Consider the following 20,672-nt stretch of genomic DNA (forward strand, 5'->3'; position numbering starts at 1 on the left):
TTCGGCGGAGTGGTCGAGACTCACTGGACGGGCCTTGCCAGTGAGAGCGCGCCGCTTGGGCGTCCAACATCGTCGACGACGGCAAAGTCGATGCGCGCCAAGCGGCTGTCGTCGGTGCGCGTCACGACGCGGGTCCAACCCCACGTCCGTCCGCCGTTGACGACCGACCCGCTGACGGTGCCGAAACCGGGGGCCGAAGGATCGCTCAACACAGCGACCGCCAGGTTGCGCGCCACGGTCTGCCCAATTTCACGAACAGCGAGCGCGGCGGTGGATGTCAGGGTCGCGCTTTCAAGCCTGAGCAATGCGAGCGAGGCGAGGCTGAAGATCGCCAGCGCTACCAGCATCTCGATCAGCGTGAAACCCCGTTCACGGTCCGACACGGACCGTCCCATCACCGCTGATCGCCACGGTGGCGTGGTCAGAATCGCGGACCAGGGTGAAAATGACAGGACTGGCGATGGTGCCGGTCGTGTCGAACACAGCGCGCCCGGTTCCCGTCCCATCGACGATGGCCGTCGTGCCCGGTTTCCAGTTTTCCGGTTCGAACGGCCGCAGGTTGATCGGCTGCCAGACGCCGTGCCGCCTTTGCGAGGCACCGTAGCCGCCCGCCGTTACCCAGACACTGATGTCGCGTGATTCGATGATCGCCTTGTCGCGGGCGGCGATCGCGCGGGCGGCGAAAGTTTCTGCCTCAGCGCGGACACGACCGCCCGGTCTCGGCATCCCCAGGACCACCGCCCCCGTCGCGATGCCGATTATCGCCACGACGACCATCAGTTCGATCAGCGTGAAGCCGTGTTCGGCGGAGCGCAGCCTATTGCCAGTTGCCAATGTCGGCATTTTCTCCCGTCCCTCCCGGCACGCCGTCGGCGCCAAGCGTGGTTATGTCGAAGGGTCCATGCTGCCCCGGGACGACGTAGAGATAAGGCCGCTTCCACGGATCTTTTGGCAGTTTTTTGATATAGCCTCCGCCCCCGGTTGGAGTTGGTGGCACGACCAGCGCCCGAAGGCCGTCAGCGGCCGATGGATAGGTCGCATTGTCGATGCGATAATGTTCGACCGCCTGGTCCAGCGTTGCGATGTCGGTCCGGGCAACCTGGGCATTGGCCTTACCCAGACTGGGGAGCACGTTGATCGCGACGATCGTCGTCAGCAGGCCGATGATGACGATGACGACCATCAGTTCCACTAGTGTGAAGCCGTTTTCGGCGGAACGCCGAAGGGGTGTAAACCCGTTTTCGAGAGATCGGTGGTTCCGCGTCATGTGCCAGCCAGTGTTTCGAGTTGCAGGATGGGGAGCAGGATCGATAGCACGATCAGCGCAACGACCGCGCCCATGATGATGATGATCGCGGGTTCGAGCAACGACAGCGCGGTCGCCGTGAAACCGTCGAATTCGCGTTCCAGATAGTCCGCCGCGCGTTCCAGCATGGTGTCGAGCTGCCCAGATGCCTCTCCCGATGCCGTCAGGTACACCAGCAACGGCGGAAACAGCGCTGTCCGTTTCAACGCGGCCGACAGGCTGTCTCCGCCCCGAACGCCCTCAATGATGTCGTCCGAAGCCTTGCGCAGGCGGCGGTTGTGGATCGTCTGGCCGGTCAGCACCAATCCCTCCAGCAGCGGCAGGCGACTGGCGACCATCGTCGACAGGGTGCGCGCCATGCGGGCGGCGTGCAGGTCGCGTGTCAGGCGGCCGATCAGCGGCAGCCGCAACCACGCGGTATCGAAGCGCAAACGGAACGCCTCGTCCTGCAAAGCACGCCAAGCAAGCGCCAATGCCGCCGCCATTCCGATCAGCAGCGCCCACCAATAACTGCCGAGGAAGGCCGAAATGCCCATGACGATGCGGGTCAGCAACGGCAGTTGCTGGCCGACGGTATCGAACTGCTCGACGACTTTGGGCACGACGAAGATCATCAGCGCCATGACAACGAACCCGGCGACAACTGCCAGGACGATCGGATAGGCCAGCGTCGTCAGTATTTTGGCGCGGATGGCCGACTGGCGTTCCTGCAAATCGGCCAGCCGCTCCAGGATTTGCGGCAATGTGCCAGCGCTCTCGCCCGCCGCAATCATGGCCCGATAGAGCGGTGGAAAGCTGCGCGGTTCGCGGGCCATGGCGTCCGACATGCGTCGCCCCTCGAGAACTCCGGCATGGACGCGGTCGAGGACCATCCGATGCGTGTCGTCCTCGCTCTGGCGGGAAATGGTGCGCAAAGCCTCCTCGAGGGGGGTAACCAGCGCCAGCGTCGCGAGTTGACGCGTGAACAACGTCAAATCCTTGTTGCTCAGGCGCTTGTGACCCAGATTTCCGGTCGAAACCAACGGGCTGTTGCGGGACTGGCCGGAAGTGGCGGGTTCAAGGCGGACGACATACAGGCGCTTGCGATCGAGGCGAAGGCGGGCGTCGTCGACGTTATCGGCGCTGATCGACCCGTTGCGTTCGCGCCCGGCGCCGTCAAGCACGATATATTCAAAATCAGCCATCGTCCGACCCGCTGCGTGAAATTCGCACGGCCTCCTCAGGGGTCGTCAGTCCCTGCAGCACCAGGTCGCGCGCGGCGGTGGCCAGGCTCGGCGCGTTGGCAAAGGCGTGGCGGGCGATGACCACCTCGTCCCCGCCGTCGTTGATCAGACGGCGGATCTTGTCGTCGATCCGGATGGCCTCGAACACGCCGATGCGCCCCTTGAAGCCGCTGCCGCTACACTGATCGCAGCCGACGGGTTCGGATATGATCGTGCCTACCGTAAAGCCAAGCAACTTGGCGACCGCCTCGCTGGCCTCGACCGGTTTCTGACAGGCGGGGCAGAGGCGGCGCACCAGCCGCTGGGCAATCACGGCACGCAATGTCGATGCCAGCAGGAACGGTTCGATCTTCATGTCGCGCATCCGCGTAATCGCGCCGACCGCGTCGTTGGTATGGACCGTAGACAGCACCAGATGCCCGGTCAGCGACGCCTGGACCGCAATCTCGGCGGTCTCGCGGTCGCGGATTTCGCCGACCATCACGACATCAGGATCCTGGCGCAGGATCGCGCGCAGTCCGGCGGCAAAGGTCAGCCCAACCTTGGGGTTGACCTGCGTCTGCCCGATGCCGTTGACGGCATATTCGACCGGGTCCTCGACCGTCAGTATATTGCGCGTGCCGTCGTTCAGCAGCCGCAGCCCGGCATAAAGCGTGGTGGTCTTGCCCGACCCGGTTGGCCCAGTGACAAGGATGATGCCGTTCGGTTCGGTAAAGGCATCGCGCAGCAGCGCGTTCAGGTCGGGCGCCATGCCAAGCACATCAAGGTTGATCCCGGCATTTTCCTTGTCCAGGATACGCAGCACGACACGTTCGCCTGCGCGGCTCGGCAAGGTTGACACGCGCACGTCGAGCAGCTTGCCACCCAGCGTTAGTGAAATACGCCCGTCCTGTGGGATACGACGTTCAGCGATGTCGAGCCGCGCCATCACCTTGATCCGGCTAACGATCACGGGTGCGACATGGGCGGGCATCCGCAAGGTTTCGCGCAGGAGGCCATCGATCCGCATCCGCACGACCAGTTCGGTCTCGTACGGCTCGACATGGATGTCAGAGACGCCCTGCCGCACGGCATCGGCGATGATGCCGTTGATCAGCCGGATTGCGGGCGCATCGTTGGCGGTGTCCAGCAGGTCGTCAGCGCTTGGGATGCCGCTCGCCAACGCATCGATGTCTTGCGATCCCATCGCCATCGCCGCGGCCTCGCCATCCATCTTGTAGCTGTCGGACAACAGCCGGTCGAACGCGGAGGCATCGGCGAAGGTCACGTCGAACGACCGGGCGAGATACCGTCGGATTTCGAGCAGCGCGCGCGGGTCGGCCCCTTCCCTCAGCGCGACCGCCATATGACCGTCGGTCCTGGGTTGCAGGACGACGCCGAACTTGCGCGCAAAGCCATAGGGAATGGCCGTGACGGGCAAGGCGAGCGGTTCGGTCATCGCTTGCGGCGCACCGGCGGAATGGGAAGCGGGCGGATGGTCGTCGTCGTGGTGGACGGCTGGATGAATACAGGCCCGGCCGGGTTAGCAGCCACCGGCGGATAAATCGGCGCGACCGGGGGCTCGACACCCATATAGTCCCGCAACAGCGCGTCGATGGACGGTTCCAGCTCTGGGTTCTGGTCGATCTGCTGGGTGCGGATCGTGGCATAGCGCCGCGCCGCCAGGGCCTGGGCGTCACCGGCGGTTTTCAGGATCGTAGGACGGATGAAAACCATCAAATTGGTCTTCCCGCGCGATTTCGTGCGCGACCGGAACAGCTCGCCCAGCACCGGTATGTCACCAAGCAACGGGACTTTCTCGATGGTCCGACGCTCATTGTCGTCGAGCAAGCCTCCGATCGCCATGATCTGGCCGTCGTCGACCGTCATCGTCGTCTGGATTTCGCGCTTGTTCAGGATCAGGTCGGACGAGTTGGTCGTCACCGGTCCCGAGATCGAGCTCACCTCCTGCCGCAGGAACAGCTTGATCGCCCCCCCCGCCCCGATCTGCGGCTTGACCTCCAGCTGGATGCCGACATTCTGGCGCTGCACGGTCCGGAAGGCATTGTCGAAATTGCCCGACAGCGCCTCTCCCGTCGTGACAGGTATTTCCTGACCGACCAGAATCTTTGCCTCCTGATTGTCGAGCGTCACGACCGAAGGCGTGGACAGCAGGTTGGACGTGCTGTCCTGCGAAACCGCATTGATGATCGCACCGAAATAGTTGCCGTTACCCAGCGGCAGGGCGAACCCGCCCGTCCCCCCCGTCGCGCCCGCCAGCGCGCCAAGGCCGTTGGTAACGAGCGCCTGGCTGTTGGTATTGCCGGTCGAGGTCGTCGTGGTCGTGCCGTTAACCGTGGTCGTTGTCGTGCTTCCGCCGCTCAACCTGTTTGAAAGCAGCGCGGACCCGACCGAAAGGATACTCGGCACCACATTCGAATAGGTCGTGAACGCGCCACCGCTCGGGCCGCCCGACAATAATTGGATACCCAGCTTGCGCGCGGTGGTGTCGGAAATCTCGACGATGATCGCCTCGACCAGCACCTGTTCGCGGCGGGAGTCGAGCTGGCGAATGACTTCGCCCAACGTGCGTTGGGTGTCTTTTGAAGCCGAGATGATGATCGCATTCGCGCCTTCGTAGCGGGCGATGATGGCGGACGAACGACCGTTGCCGCCGCCACCGCCGCCCGGAACGGACGACCCTCCTGCAGGCTGGGCCACGCCGGGTTGCGCCACTGTTCCCGGCAGCGAGCGCGCATTGGTCGACACGATCTGTGGCGTGACTGAAGCGGCCTGCCCGACCAGGGTCTGAAGCACCGGCAGCAGCTTTTCCGCGTCCGCATATTCGAGGAAGACGACGCGGATTTCGGACCCCGTCGCGGCATTGCGGTCAAGGTCGGCGGCAATGGCCCCGAACCGCGCGACGCTTTGGGGATCACCACGGAGCGCGATCGAATTCGAACTGTCGATTGCGACGACAGTGACATTGCCGCGTCCATCGGCACCACCGCCAGCGAGCGTTTGCAACGACGAGGCGATCTCGCGCGCGCCGGCGTTCCTCAGTAATACCACCCGCGTCGCGGCGCTGTCGGTGTCCAGCCGCCCGATCACGCTGCGTATGCGGCGGATATTGTCCGCATAATCGGCCACGACCAGACTGTTGCCCGACTTGTTGGCGGTGACCGATCCCTCTTTGCTGACCAGCGGGCGGATCGTTTCGACGACGCTCGCGCTGTCGACCGACCGCAAGCGAAAGACTTCAGTAACAAAGCTGTTGCGCGACGCCCCCAGCGACCCGACTCGGCCGGGTTGGGCCGATGCGGTGTCGATCGGTTGGATCCGGAACGCACCGTTGCCGGTGGCCACAGCAACCAGCCCATTGGCCCGCAATGTTGAAAGAAAAACTTCAAAATATTCGGATTTGCTGAGCGGCCGGTCGGTGACGACCGATACCTTGCCCGCGACTCGGCTTTCGATGATGAAGGTTCGCCCAGTAACCCGCGCTGCGTCCTGAATGAAGGCACGGATATCGGCATCGCGCAGGTTCAATACCTGTTGCGCTGGCGCAGCCGTGGCGAGCGCGATTGTCAACAGCACAGCAAACCGCCTCATTGGCCGAACCTCGTGCTCAGGGTCGTTGTCCGGCCTGCGCGCTCGACCGCAAAACTTACTGGTGTCCCGACCGGCAGGCTGGCGACCGCAGCCGACGCCTCTTGAACCGACCCGAACCCGGTGCCGTTGATTTGCGTCACGATATCCCCCGGAAGAAACCCTGCGGCGCGAAAGGCTTCGCCTGCACCTCTTGGCTCGATTGTGAAGCCGGTCACAACCCCTTTTTCCAGCTTGGGCGCAAAAGAAATGCCCACCCGGAGCTCTGCCACACTGGGGATTGCAGGTGACGTTGCTCCGGCAGTGTCGGTATCCGCTACCGCTGCCGACACCGACTGATCGAGATACAGTTGTTCGGCGACGCCACCGCGGTCGATGGTGACGCTGTCATTAGCCACCGCCTTTAAGCGGATACCCGGCATTACTTCGTCACCGACCGCAAAACTTTGTTGCACGCCATCAGGGGTCGCAATGATTGCCGATCCCCGCCCAGTCGCCTGGTCGACGCGGACCCCGAACAGTTTCAGGGGCAGGCTGGTGACCACCGCCGCGCCCGACGGGGCCGACATCCGAAAGAACGGATCGAACGCCTTTAACGTCACGACGCTGCTGCCCAATTCCCGGACCGGTCCTCCCCGCCAGTTTCCGACCGGTCCCAGCGGCGCAAGGGCGGTCCAGATCAGGCGACTGCATTGAACTGCAAGCACGACAGCCAGCGCAACCTCTGTCCACGCGTAGGGAAAACGCCGCGGCATCGCGCGCACCAGTCGCGCTCGCCAGGGATCAAGTTTCAACTGCATCGATACTGCATCGGTCGTGCCGCTCCGTTCCCGTCGCTTTGGACCGTTTATGACGGAAGTGCCCATCGCGCGAGACCGAAATCCCGAACGGACAATTTAAATCAGCAACAAAGCCACCAGCAGGGCCAATCCGAAAGACACGAATGTCGCGACGATCACCGGAATCGAAGCGCGCCAGCCCTGTTCCAGCAGCAGATTCATCGGCGAACGAATTCCCGTTGCCGTTACCGCCAGCAGCAACAGTGTCGTCGTCGCGGGCTTGGCCAGCGCGAGAGCAGGTTCGGGTATGGCGACCAGCGAATGGATGCCACACAGGATGAGGAAACCCGCGACGAACCACGGAATCCCGACCAGCCCGCGCTTCGCCTCGCCGTCCGCACGGAAGGCATACGCCACCGCCGCGAGTGCCGGGGCGAGCAGGGCAACCCGGGTCAGCTTCACGATCGCGGCGGTCTGACCCGCTTCGGGTGAATAGGAATATCCCGCGCCCAGAGCCTGGGCGACGTCGTGGATCGATGCCCCCATCAGGAAACCTGCCTGTCGATCGGTCAAATGCAGCGTGTGGGCGAGCGCGGGATACAGCGACATCGCCACGGCACTTGCCGCCGAAACCGCCACCAGGACGAGCGTAAGCTGGGCCTGGCCCGCGCGCTTTTCACCGAGCACAGACGCCAGTGCCAGCGCGGCCGATGCTCCGCATATCGCTACGGCTCCCCCTGCCAGCGTCCCGAACGCCGCGCCGCGCCCGACGAGACGCCCGGCAACAGTCCCCGACAGCGTCACGATGGCGACGAGCAAGACGATGGCTCCCAAAGCAACCCAGCCGAGGCTGGCGATCTGGGCAAAAGTAATCTGGAACCCGACCAGCACGATGCCCCAGCGCAATAAAGTCTTCGATGCAAAGCCGAGCCCGGCACGAAGCCGCACATCGCCATTGGCAAAGTTGAAAGCCAACCCGATCAGCAGCCCCATCAGCATCAGCGGCGCGCCGTAGTGTTCGGATAAATAAGCTGCTGCAAGCGCGGTGACGATCGTAATCGCCAGGCCAGGCAGATACGCGCCGATCCCGACCGCAGGCGGCGTGGTGTCCAGCAGATCACCGTAAAGGTCTGCAACCGGAGCAATGGGAGATGGGCGCGTCATCCGGGCGCTATGCCTGCAATCATCCCTGGCCGCCACTCACCTTGCCCGACCAACCATGCACCGCAAATCGCACTGGTTTCGCGCTGCCATGCGGCCCTCTGTCTCGATAACTGCGATAAGCTGGCCTAGGACGATTGCCATGAACACACGTTTACCGCCTCTGATTCTTGTCATGGCGCTGACCGGATGCGTCAGCACGGCAAAGTCGATCGTTACAGCCCCGTTCAAGGTGGCGGGCAAGGCCGTCGACTGGACGACAACAAGCCAGGATGAATCGGATCGCAATCGCGGTCGGGCCGAACGCAAGGCGGAGCAACGCGAAGAAAAGGAAAGGCGCCAGCGGGAAAAAGAACAGCGCCGACATCGCGACGATAAATAGTTCAGCAAGGATCGCGCGTCGCGGATCGCTATAACCCCCTCAAAACCATTCAAATTCATCCGTTTCCAAATGATTTGTTAACCAATTTAAGTCTTTAGTCTCGTTCCACAGCACCGGCCGGTTTCGACCGCTGCGCGTATTGAATTGGGGAACGGGCATTGCTTGAGGAAGCCCTGACAGTTTGTGAAGACACCGTATCGGCGGGGCCTCAACGCGGTTCTGCCTTACCGGCTATTCCAAAAAAGCTGGCAAACATCGTGACGGCGACCCTGCCCACCCTCGTGTTGGCAGCCTGTGGTGGCGGTGGTGGCGAAGGCACCAGCGCCTCGCCCGCTACCCCTCCCGCCCCGGCGACGCCCGCTGCCGCCGCTCCACCCACGTCCATCGAGGCCAGCCGTTTTCTGGCGCAGTCGACCATGGGGTCGACCAGAGCCGATATCGCCGAAGTCCAGGCGCAGGGCTACGAAAGCTGGATTACCGCACAATTTGCCATCCCGCGCGCGACTTCGCATTGGGATTGGATGATCGGCGCGGGATATGGCGCTGCCACCAACATATTTACATCGAACGGTTTCAACCCCAGCGTGTGGCGGCAACTGATCGTCAGCCAGGATCAATTGCGCCAGCGCGTCGGCATGGCATTGCTGGACTTCCTCGTCGTCGGCGTCGACGGCTTGAATGTTTCATGGAGCGGCATGGCCACCGCCGCCTATCTCGATCTGCTGCTCGACGGCGCGTTCGGCAACTATCGCGATCTGCTCGACAAGATTTCGACCAGCCCCGCGATGGGCCTGTTTTTGTCCTTCGCCGGAAACCGGAAAGCCAATGCGAGCACCGGGTCCGAACCCGACGAAAACTACGCGCGTGAGATGATGCAGTTGTTTACGCTCGGGCTACAAAAACTGAACGCCGACGGGTCGGTCCAGACCACCAATGGCAAGCCTGTCGAGATCTACACGCAGGACGATGTGTCGGGCTTGGCGCGCGTATTCACAGGGTTCAATCTGGACTCCGCAGACAGTTCGACAGCCGACCGGATGCGTCGCCCGATGACCCAAAAGGCTTCCGATCACGAACCCGGCGTCAAGACATTCCTCGGGACGACCATTCCTGCCGGAACCGATGGCTTTGCCAGCTTGCGGATTGCACTGGACACGGTGTTTGCTCATTCGAACATGCCTCCCTTCGTTTCCAGGCAGTTGATCCAGCGTCTTGTCACCAGCAACCCGTCGACTGCCTATGTGGGTCGGGTTTCGGCTGTGTTCGCCAATAACGGTTCGGGTGTGCCCGGCGACATGAAGGCCGTCATTCGTGCCATACTGCTCGACACCGAAGCACGAAGCGCGAGCGGCTTAAGCAACGCTAATGCCGGCAAGCTGCGTGAGCCCGTTATGCGGCTGACGGGATGGGCGCGCGCATTCGGAGTGACATCGCCGACCGACTTATGGCCGTTTGGCGATACCAGCAGTTCATCCAACCGCCTCGCCCAAGCGCCGGGGCGTTCGCCGAGCGTCTTCAACTTTTTTCGGCCCGGCTATTCCCCGCCAAACACGCCAATTTCGGCAGGCGCGATGGTTGCTCCCGAATTTCAGATCACCAACGAACCCAGTGTTATCGCCTATGTAAACTACATGCAGGAGCTGATTTCGAGCGGGTCTGGCGAAGCGCAGGCCAATTACGCCGCGGTAATGGCGCTAGCCAGCGATTCGCAGAAGCTTCTCGACGAAATAAACCTGATCCTGGCGGCCGGGCAGATCAGCGCGACGTCGCTTGCGACGATCAAGTCCGCCATCGAAAGCATCTCAGCAACGGGCACGAGTGGACCTGCGAACCGCGTCTATACCGCGATTTTGCTAGCCATGGCGTCGCCCGAATACATCACACAGAAATAGGGACACCATTATGTCCACCGACCAATCACGCCGCGCTTTTCTCCAGCGCTCCGCCGCCTTCGGGCTGGCAGGCGCTGCTTCGCCATTCGTCCTGAACCTCGCGGCTGCTGGCGAAGCAGCAGCCGCCGTGTCCAGCGATTATAAGGCGCTCGTCTGTGTTTTCCTGAATGGTGGCAACGACTATGCCAACACTGTCACGCCCTATGACCAGGCCAGTTATGACCTTTATCAAAAACTGCGGCCCGAACTGGCGTATCGGCGCGACAGCCTGACGGGGACCTTGCTCAGGCCATCAGTGGCACTGCCGGGCGGGCGTCAATATGCGCTGGGCCCAGCAATGCTGCCGTTGCTGCCAGCGTTCGACGCCGGCAAGCTGGCAGTCGTCCTGAACGTCGGCACACTCGCGCAGCCGACGACAAAGACCCAATATCGATCGAACGGCGCGGTCCTGCCGCCCAAGCTGTTTTCCCACAATGACCAGCAGAGCTATTGGCAAGCCTCCAGTCCAGAAGGCGCGCAGTCGGGATGGGGCGGCCGGATGGGCGATCTGTTTCAGAGCGGCAACGGATCGGCGACGCTGACGTGCATCAATCCGACCAACAACGCCGTGTTCCTGACGGGCAAGGCCGCGGTCCAGTATTCGATGGGCACCGGTGGTCCCATCCAGCTAACCGCCAATTCCTCGCTGTTTGGTTCGGCTTCGGCGAGCGCGGCGCTGAAATCCATCATGTCGGCGACGCATACGAATATGCTGGAAAACGAACATGGCCGGATCGGCAAGCGTTCGCTTGATACCTATGCGCAGGTTGCCGGGGCACTGAATGCTGCGACCCCGCTCGCAACGGCGTTCCCGTCAAGCAACGCGCTTGCCGACCAACTGAAACTGGTCGCGCGCATGATCTCGGTCAGCAGCCAGCTGGGTGCGAAACGGCAGGTGTTTTTTGTTTCGATGGGCGGTTTCGATCTTCACGATAATCTGGCGGCCAACCAGCCGATTTTGCTGGCCAAGCTGTCGAGCGCGATGAAAGCGTTTTACGATGCCACGGTGGAACTTGGCGTTTCGGACAAGGTAACCAGCTTCACAGCGTCGGATTTTGGGCGAACGCTCGTACCGAACAATGACGGCTCGGATCATGGCTGGGGGTCGATGCACTTCGTCCTGGGCGGCGCGGTCCGCGGGCAACGCTTCTATGGGACGCCCCCGGTCGTTGCGGACAACGGTCCCGACGATCTTGGACAGGGACGCCTGGTGCCGACGATCGCGGTCGATCAATATGCCTCGACGCTGGCGACGTGGTTTGGCGTTTCGGACAGCGACATGTCGACGGTGCTGCCCAACATCAACAATTATTCGCCCAGTTCGCGCAACCTGGGCTTCGTCTGATCGCTGAAGTTTGGTCTGACCGGCGTGGTGGGCGCGGCAGGGATTGAACCTGCGACCCCACCCGTGTGAAGGGTGTGCTCTACCACTGAGCTACGCGCCCCACGCCGGGGCCCAAGCCGCTACCCGCGACCTGTGCCAAATGTAAAGCCGCTTCGTGCTGGAAACCTTAGTTGCAGGCGTCTTTCAAGCCTTTGCCAGCCTTGAACTTCGGCTGGGTCGACGCCTTTATCGTCATCGGTTCACCGGTGCGGGGATTGCGCCCCGTCGATGCCTTGCGCTTCGTCACCGAAAAGGTACCGAACCCAACCAGCCGCACTTCATCGCCGCGTTTCAAGGAAGACGAGATGGTGTCGAAAACGGCTTCCACGGCCTTGACTGCATCGCCTTTCGACAAACCCGCGATGTCGGCAATCGTCGTGATAAGTTCCTGCTTATTCATCCAAGCCCCCAAAAAGGTTTCTCTGCATCGACACGCTATCGATTTAAACCGGCGCGTAGTAACGCTTCTCCGCCGGGCCTTGTCAAAGCAAAAAACCGGAACGGCCATACGTCCGTGCGTTCGTTCCAATTCGTAACATTATCTAATGGCGGACAGCTTCCTCGTTCACGACATGACTGTGGGGTGGCAAAGCGGCCAGTTCGTCTGCTTCGCTCCACTCGATTGCCAGCAATGGCTCAGTCAAAGCCAGCGCCAGCACCTCATCGACATGACGCACCGGAATAATCTTTAGCCCCTCGCGGATGTTTGCCGGGATTTCCACAAGATCCTTTTCGTTTTCATGCGGAATCAGGACGGTCGTGATCCCCCCACGCAGCGCCGCCAGCAGCTTTTCCTTAAGTCCGCCGATCGGCAGCACCCGGCCCCGTAATGTAACCTCGCCTGTCATTGCGACATCGCGCCGCACTGCGATACCGGTCAGCGTGGAGATCATTGCCGTGACCATGCCAATGCCTGCCGAAGGACCGTCCTTGGGCACCGCGCCCTCGGGCAGATGGATATGGATATCCTTGCGCGCAAACAGGCTCGGCTTGATGCCATAGGACGGCGCCCGCGCCTTCACGTAGCTGAGCGCAGCCTGGATCGATTCGGTCATGACCTCGCCCAATTTGCCGGTCGTCCTTACCTGCCCCTTGCCTGGCACAGTGACCGCTTCGATCGTCAGAAGTTCGCCGCCAACTTCAGTCCACGCAAGCCCGGTAACCGCCCCGATCTGGTTCTCCTCTTCGCCCAGACCGTGCCGGTATTTCAACACGCCCGCGAATTCGGGCAAATTGTCCGGGGTGATCGTGACCGTCGTGACCTTCTTTTCCAGGATCTGGCGCAAAACCTTGCGCGCCAGCTTGGCGATCTCACGTTCAAGCGTCCGGACCCCGGCCTCGCGCGTGTAATTCTGGATCAGCGCGCGCAGTCCCTCATCGGTCAGCACGAACTCGGTCGGCTTCAGGCCATGCGCCTCGATCTGCTTTTCGATCAGGTGGCGCTTGGCGATCTCGACTTTCTCGTCCTCGGTATACCCATCGAGACGGATAATTTCCATTCTGTCCAGCAGCGCCTGCGGCAGGTTCAGCGTGTTCGCAGTCGTCACAAACATTACGTCCGACAAGTCGATATCGACCTCCAGATAATGGTCCTGAAACTTGCCGTTCTGTTCGGGATCGAGAACCTCGAGCAGCGCCGACGCCGGGTCGCCGCGAAAATCCTGCCCCAGCTTGTCGATTTCATCGAGCAGAAAAAGCGGATTGCTGCTCCCTGCTTTTTTCAGATTGGTGACGATCTTGCCCGGTAGCGACCCGATATAAGTCCTCCGGTGGCCGCGAATTTCGGCTTCGTCACGCACGCCACCCAGTGATTGGCGCACGAACTCCCGTCCACAAGCCTTTGCGATTGAACGTCCCAACGAAGTCTTGCCAACGCCCGGAGGTCCGACGAGACAAAGGATGGGCCCCTTCAGCTTGTTGGTGCGCGCCTGAACCGCGAGATATTCGACGATCCGGTCCTTCACCTTTTCTAAGGCGTAATGATCGTCATCCAGCACCGCCTGCGCCGCCGCCATATCGCGCTTCAGCTTCGACTTCTTGCCCCATGGCAGGCCAAGCAGCACGTCGAGATAGTTGCGCACGACAGTCGATTCCGCTGACATCGGCTGCATCGTCTTCAGTTTCTTCAGCTCGGTCGTGGCCTTGGTGCGCGCTTCCTTGCTCAGTTTCAGGGTCGCGATTTTCTGCGTGTATTCGGCAATCTCATCACCTTCGCCATCCTCGCCCTCGTTGCCGAGTTCGCGCTGGATCGCCTTCAACTGTTCGTTGAGATAATATTCGCGCTGGGTCTTCTCCATCTGTCGCTTGACGCGGCTGCGGATTTTTTTCTCAACCTGCAATACGCCCAATTCGCCTTCCATGAAGGCAAACACCATTTCGAGACGCTTTGCGGGATCGCCCTCGGCCAGCAACGCCTGCTTGTCCGCAACCTTGACGGAGATATTGCCCGCGACCGCATCGGCCAATCGGCTCGCATCCTCGATTTCGCCTAGTTGCACCGATGTTTCGGCAGGCAGCTTTTTGTTGAGCTTGGCGTAGTTATCGAACTGGTCAACCACCGAACGCATCAGCGCCGCGGTCTCGACGTTCGTCGTTTCCTGCTCCTCGACAATGTTAACGGTCGCGGTCAGAAACTCCCCACCCTCGTCGAGGGCATCAAGAGTCGCGCGCGCACCACCCTCCACCAGTACACGGACCGTACCGTCGGGCAGTTTCAGCAACTGCATGACCGTCGCCACAACGCCCAAGTCATAAACATCGTCTCGGCCCGGGTCGTCATTCGACGGATCGAGTTGCGCCACGAGGAAGATTTCCTTGTCGGCCTCCATCGCCGCCTCAAGGGCAGCAACGGATTTATCGCGACCGACGAATAGCGGCACGATCATATGCGGGAACACGACAATGTCGCGCAATGGAAGGACGGGATAGTTCTGGCTCATGTCCGTCATATGGGCGGTGGCGACCCGGTCTGCAATCCAGGTCTGGCCGGTCGGCTTACCAGCCGCACGTCCGTCCCTTGTTCTGCGCCTGAAGCCAGCTCATCAATGGCTTGAAATAGGCGATCATCGACTTGCCACTCAGTTCGCGCGTGCCAGTGAACGCCTGCAACGCGTCGGGCCATGGCTTTGACTGGCCCATCGCCAGCATTGCGTTGAACTTCGCACCGACCGCCTTATTGCCGTAGAACGAGCAGCGATGCAGCGGCCCCCTCCAGCCCGCCTGCTTGCACGCCGCTTCATAAAACTGGAACTGGTACAGACGCGCCAGAAAGTAACGCATGTACGGGGTATTGCCCGGGATGTGATATTTGGCGCCGGGGTCAAAATCGGCTTCCGTCCGCATTACGGGCGGCGTAATTCCCTGATACTCGAGGCGAAGATCGGTCCATGCCTTGTTGTAATTGGCGGGAGTGATCTTGCCCGAGAATACGCCCCACCGCCACTTGTCGACCAGCAGGCCGAACGGCAGGAAGGCAACCTTGTCCATCGCCTGTTTTAACAACAGCCCAATGTCCTTGTCCGCACTTGGCATTCGGGACTTGTCCAGCAACCCGATCTGCACCAGATATTGCGGCGTGATGGAAAGCGCGATCGTGTCGCCGATCGCCTCGTGGAAACCATCGTTCGCGCCGTTTTGATAGAGCGGCGACTGTTTGTTATAGGCCCGCTGATAATAGTTATGGCCGAGTTCGTGGTGGATCGTGACAAAGTCGTCGCCGTTGACCTTCGTGCACATCTTGATGCGAACGTCGTTCAGATTATCGATGTCCCACGCGCTTGCGTGACACACGACTTCGCGGTCGCGGGGTTTGACGAATTGCGAGCGTTCCCAAAATGTTGCGGGCGGCTCCGCATAGCCGAGCGATGAATAAAAATTGACGCCCGCATGAACCATCTTTAGCGGATCATAGCCCTTCTCGACCAGCAATTCGCCCGTGTCGAACCCCAGGTCGCCTGCCCCCTTCGGCGCGACGACGTCGTAGATGTTGCCCCATTCCTGTGCCCACATGTTACCCAGCAGGTCGGCACGGATCGGGCCCGTCGGCTTTTGCACCTGGTCACCGTATTTCACGTTCAACTGCGCGCGTGTGTAGCAATGCAACTGGTCGTACAGCGGCTTAACCTCACCCCATAACTTATCTGTTAGCGCTGCAAAATCGTCGGCGGGCATATCATATCCCGACTGCCACATCGCACCGACATCGGAATAGCCAAGTTCCACCGCACCCTTGTTTGCGATCTCGACCATCCTGGCATAGTCGTTCCGCATCGGCGCACCGACCTGCGTATGCCAGCTCGTCCACATTTCCTGCAGTTCTGCGGGGTTGCGGTCGCTACCCATTTTGGCCTCGATATCGGAGCCGTTGATCGGTTGGCCATTCAGCATGCCCTTGCCTCTGCCATAGGCAGAGTTGAGCCGGGTTGTGATGACGTTCAGCTCGCTCGCCGAACCCGGCGTGGAGGGTGCCGGGATCGTCAACCCGTTACGCAGAAAGTCGAGCTTGCGCTTCGTGTCGAACGACAACCCCGGCACTTTCTGAAAGCGTGCGGCTTCCTTGGCAAGACGGACGCCCATCTCAGTGCCCTCGGCACCGACGCGTGCGGCGACGGCATCGGTGTCGTCGGTGATATAGGTGTTGTTGATCCACGAAACCTGCGCATTGAATACGCTAAAATCCGCCAGCTCTTTTTCCGTGGCGACGATGAACGCATCGGCATTTTCAATCATAGCAGCGGGCTCCGCCGTCCCGGCAGTTTGCGCGAGAGCGGGCATGGCGATCGCCATTGCGAACGCGGAAACGAACAGTTTCATGATTGGTCCAACCCCTTGCGACATCTATTAAGTCGCAGATTGCAACCCGGTTCTCAGCGGGTCAAGCGCTAAGAAATGACGCGATTGCCGCACCCATCAGCGGACTTGTAACCGATGACATATGGGTTCCTGGGACTGTCGCCAGTCGCGCATCGGGCAGCGCGGCTTGCAGTGCTGGGGCCGAACCATTGTCGTGGTCATCCACGCCGCACACCAGCAGCGTCGGCATCGTTATCCCTGTCAGTTCGGCGGGATCGGTATCGGCAAACGTCGCCAGTAACAGCGTTGCCGCAACCGGATCGATCTTCATCGTCTTCATGAACTGGATCGACAGCCAGTGCGGGTCGCCGCGCGTTGCCGTATCGGCCAGCGCAATCGCATCGAGGAAAAAGCGCTTTCGGTTGCGCCATCCCGCCAGTCCCTCCAGCCCCATCCCCCCCAGCACGATGCGACGCGGCGTCATCCCGCGCAACACGGTCCGCACCGTCGTTCGTGATCCCAGCGAAAACCCGCCAAGGTCGAACTCGGCCAGACCGAGCCGTGCAACCAGCGCTTCGGCATCGCGGGCCAGGACGTGCGCTGAATAGAGCGCTGGGTCATGCGGCGCGTCGCTGTTCCCATGGCAGCGCAGGTCGGGCATGATGACGCGGAAGCCCGCCTCGGCAATCAACGCCGCCGTCCCGAATTTTATCCAGTTCACATAGGCGCTAGAAAATAGGCCGTGCAACAGGATGACGGGCCGCCCCGCTCCCGTCTCTCGCCACGCCAGTTCAACGCCGTCGAACGAAGCGAAATGACTGAACGGCAGGTCGGGAACGGACGTCACGACGTTCCTAGGCCGCTTTCTTCAGGTACCGCCGTCCGAGCAATTCCGCGATCTGCACCGCGTTCAGCGCCGCGCCCTTGCGGAGGTTGTCCGACACGCACCACAGCGACAGCCCGCTGTCGACCGTCGGGTCCTCGCGGACACGGCTGACGAAGGTGGCATAATCGCCGACGCATTCCACGGGCGTGACGTATCCACCGTTCTCGCGCTTGTCGACCAGCATGATGCCGGGGCTTTCGCGTAGGATCGACTGGGCTTTTTTCGCCGAGATTTCGCGTTCGAACTCGATGTTCACCGCTTCCGAATGGCCGACGAACACCGGCACGCGCACGCAGGTTGCGGTCAGCTTGATCTTCGGGTCGAGTATCTTTTTGGTCTCGACAACCATCTTCCACTCTTCCTTGGTCGAACCGTCATCCAGGAAATCGTCGATGTGCGGGATGACGTTGAAGGCGATCTGCTTGGTAAACTTCTTGGCCTCCGCACTGTCACCGACAAAGATGTTGCGCGACTGCTCGAACAGCTCGTCCATGCCCTCTTTGCCCGCACCCGAAACCGATTGGTAAGTCGCGACGACGACGCGCAGTATTTTCGCAAAATCATGCAGCGGCTTCAAAGCGACAACAAGCTGCGCGGTCGAACAGTTCGGGTTCGCGATGATGTTTTTCTTGGTATAGCCCGAAATTGCGTCCGGATTGACCTCTGGCACGATCAGCGGCACATCGGGGTCCATGCGGTACAGCGACGAGTTGTCGATAACCGTGCAACCCGCTGCCGCAAAGCGCGGCGCGTGGATCTTGGTGGCTTCGGAGCCAATTGCGAACAGCGCCATGTCCCACCCGACGGGATCGAAGTTTTCGATGTTCTGGACCTTCAGCTTGCGTCCGGTCTCGCCAAAGTCAACTTCCAGACCCTGGCTCCGCGACGAAGCGACGACTGCGATTTCGTCCGCAGGAAATTCACGCTCGGCAAGGATGTTGAGCATTTCACGCCCGACATTGCCCGTGGCACCTGCGACGACGATCCGGTAACCCATTACTTCTGTTCCTTGTTTACAACCTGGCGGTCCAGGAACCCCAGTATCGTCTTCCATAAATGGGCAGAAATGCCCGGTCCGGCAACCCGGTGCGTTTGCCCCGGATAGACCATCGTTTCGAACGGATGTGCGCTTTCCTGCAATCTTGCCATCAGCGCAGTCGAATTTTCGAACACCACATTGTCGTCCGCCATGCCGTGAACCAGCAGCAGCGGGTCGGCAATCGCGCCGGCATTGGGCAGGGCATCCGATCGCTGATATGCGGCGGCCTCGGTCGTCGGATTGCCCATGTAGCGTTCGGTATAATGCGTGTCGTACAATTCCCATCGCGTCACCGGAGCGCCCGAGACACCGGCGGCAAAGACGCCGGGCGCGCGTTCGAGTAGGCGTAGTGCCATGTAACCGCCATAGGACCAGCCATAGACAGCGATCTTCGCAGGATTGACGAAATCCTGTTTTTTCAGCCAGTTGACCCCTGCAATCTGGTCATCGACCTCGACCGACGACATTGCGCGATAAATCTGCCCTTCGAACGCGGCACCCCGGTCGGGCGTCCCGCGACCATCGATCGAGAACACCACCCACCCCTGCTGCACCAGATATTGCTGGACTACCCCGCCCCACGCGTCGGTTACCTGACGCCCGGCCCCCGGTCCGCCGTAAACCTGCATGAACACCGGCGCGCGCTGGCCCGTGGCAAGTCGCGGCTTCAGCAATTTATAGTGGAGCACCGACCCATCTGCCGCCTTCAGTGAGCCGAACACGGTCGGAACATGTTCCGCCAGGTAGGGCGCATAGGGGTGCAACCCGTCAACGCGGTTTTCCTCGACCCACGACAGGCGCTGGCCCGTTGCATCGGCGAGATAGGTTTGTTCGGGCTGGTTGGGATTGGAGCGCGTGACGATGATCCGGCTCGCGTCGCGGCTCATCACGGCGTTGTTCCACCAGCCATTTTCGGTCAGCAGCGTCACTGCCCCGCCCTGCAACGGCACCGAATACAGGTTCTGGTCGATGGGCGTGTCGCGGTTACCGGTGAAATAGACCAGCCCCTTGGTCTCATCCACGCCAACGACGGTCTTGACCATCCACGGACCGCGCGTGAGTTGAGCCCATTTGCCCGCATGCCAGCGATACAGATGGCTGAAACCATCGCGCTCTGACGACCACAGGATGCTGCCATCCCTCAGCGCGTGAAAGTCATCGTGTAGGTTCAGCCATGTTTTCGAATGCTCGCTGAACACCACAGTCGATTTGCCCGTCGCCGGGTCGACCTTCAAAAGGTCCAGCGTCTTCTGGTCTCGGGATTCGCGCTGAACATACAGTGTCTTACCATCGGGCGACCAGTTCACACGTGCCAGATAGATGTCCGGGTTCGTGCCGAGATCGACCCTGACCTGCCCCGACCCGTCAACGTTGATCACGAAGAGGTCAACCACCGCATTGGCCGCCCCTGCGCGAGGGTAGCGCTGGTCGTACACTTTCGTGCCGTCGGCTCCGATGGCGGCGCGACTGACAATAGCGACCTTGCTCTCATCGACGCGGGCAACGGCGAGCCGCTTGTCGTCGGGAGCCCACCATGCCCCCTTCGTGCGATCCATTTCCTCTTGTGCGACGAATTCGGCCAGCCCCCAACTCAGCGCGTCACCTCCACCACGGGTCAGGCGTCGTTCGGACCCTGTTGCAAGATCGGCCACGAACAGGTTCTGATCGCGTACGAACGAAACAAAGCCGCCGCGCGGGCTGATCGTTGCGTCGAGTTCCGTTGATTGTGTCGCGGTGATGCGCCGGACCTTGCCATCGAGCGTCGCGATGAACAGGTCGCCATCGAGCGGCACGAGCAAGGATTTGCCATCGGGTGCCCAGTCGTAGGCGACGATGCCCTTCGTGCCGCCGATGCGAGCCCGTTCGCGTTGCATCTTTTCGGCTTCGGACAGTTGCGCGCCGTTACCGATTTTCGCTGAATCGACCAGCATACGGGCAACGCCGGTCCTGGTGTCGACGGCCCATAAATCATAGCGCTCACGGTCATCGGCGCGTGGGCGCAAGCTGGTGAGCAACGTCCCGTCCGGCGACAGCTTCAACGCGCGCGGAGCCGCACCGCCCAGCGCCGGGCTGGCGAACAGGCGCTCTAATGTGAGCTTTTGAGGCGTGGCTTTGTCAGCCATGGCGGGAGTCCCGATAGCCGCCAGTGCCAGCAATGCGACGATTATGCGCACAGACGTGTTCCACCGCGCGCGTCACCCG

The 20,672-nt window shown here is 61.3% G+C and carries 17 protein-coding genes and 1 tRNA gene; 3 read left to right on the forward strand and 15 right to left on the reverse strand.

The genetic code is table 11. The features are described 5' to 3' along the window. Positions 1-20: 20 nt before the first annotated feature. From gspI to Q0R02_RS10720, 8 genes are all read right to left on the reverse strand, one after another. The gene (gspI, locus tag Q0R02_RS10685; protein ID WP_293883344.1) at positions 21-383 is read right to left on the reverse strand and encodes a type II secretion system minor pseudopilin GspI; all 363 of its coding nucleotides are present in this window, start codon (positions 381-383) and stop codon (positions 21-23) included. After that, the gene (locus Q0R02_RS10690; protein WP_293883345.1) at positions 370-843 is read right to left on the reverse strand and encodes a GspH/FimT family pseudopilin; all 474 of its coding nucleotides are present in this window, start codon (positions 841-843) and stop codon (positions 370-372) included. The genes gspI and Q0R02_RS10690 overlap by 14 nt, the downstream gene beginning before the upstream one ends. Next, a complete protein-coding gene (gspG, locus tag Q0R02_RS10695) occupies positions 818-1,267 on the reverse strand; it encodes a type II secretion system major pseudopilin GspG (RefSeq protein ID WP_293883348.1) in 450 nt (149 codons plus the stop codon). The genes Q0R02_RS10690 and gspG overlap by 26 nt, the downstream gene beginning before the upstream one ends. Then, positions 1,264-2,490, reverse strand: a complete 1,227-nt coding sequence (gene gspF, locus Q0R02_RS10700) for a type II secretion system inner membrane protein GspF (RefSeq protein ID WP_293883350.1) — start codon at positions 2,488-2,490, stop codon at positions 1,264-1,266. The genes gspG and gspF overlap by 4 nt, the downstream gene beginning before the upstream one ends. Continuing rightward, positions 2,483-3,967 carry a GspE/PulE family protein gene (locus Q0R02_RS10705; protein ID WP_293883353.1) on the reverse strand — a complete coding sequence of 495 codons (1,485 nt, stop codon included), beginning with the start codon at positions 3,965-3,967 and terminating at the stop codon, positions 2,483-2,485. Before Q0R02_RS10705 ends, gspF begins: the two co-directional genes overlap by 8 nt. Then, positions 3,964-6,120: a type II secretion system secretin GspD gene (gene gspD / locus Q0R02_RS10710; RefSeq protein WP_293883356.1), complete on the reverse strand. Its 2,157-nt coding sequence runs from the start codon at positions 6,118-6,120 to the stop codon at positions 3,964-3,966. The genes Q0R02_RS10705 and gspD overlap by 4 nt, the downstream gene beginning before the upstream one ends. Then, on the reverse strand, positions 6,117-6,917 hold the full coding sequence (locus Q0R02_RS10715; protein ID WP_293883359.1) for a type II secretion system protein N: 801 nt from the start codon (positions 6,915-6,917) through the stop codon (positions 6,117-6,119). Before Q0R02_RS10715 ends, gspD begins: the two co-directional genes overlap by 4 nt. Before the next feature lie 96 nt (positions 6,918-7,013). After that, the gene (locus Q0R02_RS10720) at positions 7,014-8,060 is read right to left on the reverse strand and encodes a putative sulfate exporter family transporter (RefSeq protein ID WP_293883362.1); all 1,047 of its coding nucleotides are present in this window, start codon (positions 8,058-8,060) and stop codon (positions 7,014-7,016) included. 172 nt (positions 8,061-8,232) lie between these two features. Between Q0R02_RS10720 and Q0R02_RS10725 the strand changes: the two genes are divergently transcribed. The 3 genes from Q0R02_RS10725 (at position 8,233) to Q0R02_RS10735 (ending at position 11,715) form a co-directional block, all read left to right on the forward strand. Further along, positions 8,233-8,439, forward strand: a complete 207-nt coding sequence (locus Q0R02_RS10725; RefSeq protein ID WP_367271461.1) for a hypothetical protein — start codon at positions 8,233-8,235, stop codon at positions 8,437-8,439. A 257-nt stretch (positions 8,440-8,696) separates the two neighbouring features. Next, on the forward strand, positions 8,697-10,331 hold the full coding sequence (locus Q0R02_RS10730; RefSeq protein ID WP_293883367.1) for a DUF1800 domain-containing protein: 1,635 nt from the start codon (positions 8,697-8,699) through the stop codon (positions 10,329-10,331). Positions 10,332-10,341: 10 nt separating this feature from the next. Beyond that, positions 10,342-11,715: a DUF1501 domain-containing protein gene (locus Q0R02_RS10735; protein ID WP_293883369.1), complete on the forward strand. Its 1,374-nt coding sequence runs from the start codon at positions 10,342-10,344 to the stop codon at positions 11,713-11,715. A 25-nt stretch (positions 11,716-11,740) separates the two neighbouring features. On the opposite strand, the gene Q0R02_RS10740 is transcribed toward Q0R02_RS10735, so the two are convergent. The 7 genes from Q0R02_RS10740 to Q0R02_RS10770 form a co-directional block, all read right to left on the reverse strand. Further along, a tRNA-Val gene (locus Q0R02_RS10740) sits at positions 11,741-11,815 on the reverse strand. A 66-nt stretch (positions 11,816-11,881) separates the two neighbouring features. Then, complete coding sequence (locus tag Q0R02_RS10745) at positions 11,882-12,154, reverse strand: HU family DNA-binding protein (RefSeq protein WP_293883467.1); 273 nt, start codon at positions 12,152-12,154, stop codon at positions 11,882-11,884. Between the two features lie 142 nt (positions 12,155-12,296). Then, positions 12,297-14,693 (reverse strand): endopeptidase La, encoded by a 2,397-nt coding sequence (lon, locus tag Q0R02_RS10750; RefSeq protein WP_293883372.1) that lies wholly within the window; start codon positions 14,691-14,693, stop codon positions 12,297-12,299. Between the two features lie 55 nt (positions 14,694-14,748). Then, positions 14,749-16,566, reverse strand: a complete 1,818-nt coding sequence (locus Q0R02_RS10755; protein WP_293883375.1) for a M2 family metallopeptidase — start codon at positions 16,564-16,566, stop codon at positions 14,749-14,751. 61 nt (positions 16,567-16,627) lie between these two features. Next, the gene (locus Q0R02_RS10760; RefSeq protein WP_293883378.1) at positions 16,628-17,392 is read right to left on the reverse strand and encodes an alpha/beta fold hydrolase; all 765 of its coding nucleotides are present in this window, start codon (positions 17,390-17,392) and stop codon (positions 16,628-16,630) included. Between the two features lie 7 nt (positions 17,393-17,399). Beyond that, a complete protein-coding gene (locus tag Q0R02_RS10765) occupies positions 17,400-18,428 on the reverse strand; it encodes an aspartate-semialdehyde dehydrogenase (RefSeq protein WP_293883381.1) in 1,029 nt (342 codons plus the stop codon). After that, entirely contained in the window at positions 18,428-20,593 is a 2,166-nt protein-coding gene (locus tag Q0R02_RS10770; RefSeq protein ID WP_293883468.1) for a S9 family peptidase, read from the reverse strand. Before Q0R02_RS10770 ends, Q0R02_RS10765 begins: the two co-directional genes overlap by 1 nt. Positions 20,594-20,672: the final 79 nt, after the last annotated feature.

The organism is Sphingomonas sp. (assembly GCF_025353885.1).
GTDB lineage: Bacteria > Pseudomonadota > Alphaproteobacteria > Sphingomonadales > Sphingomonadaceae > Sphingomonas_O.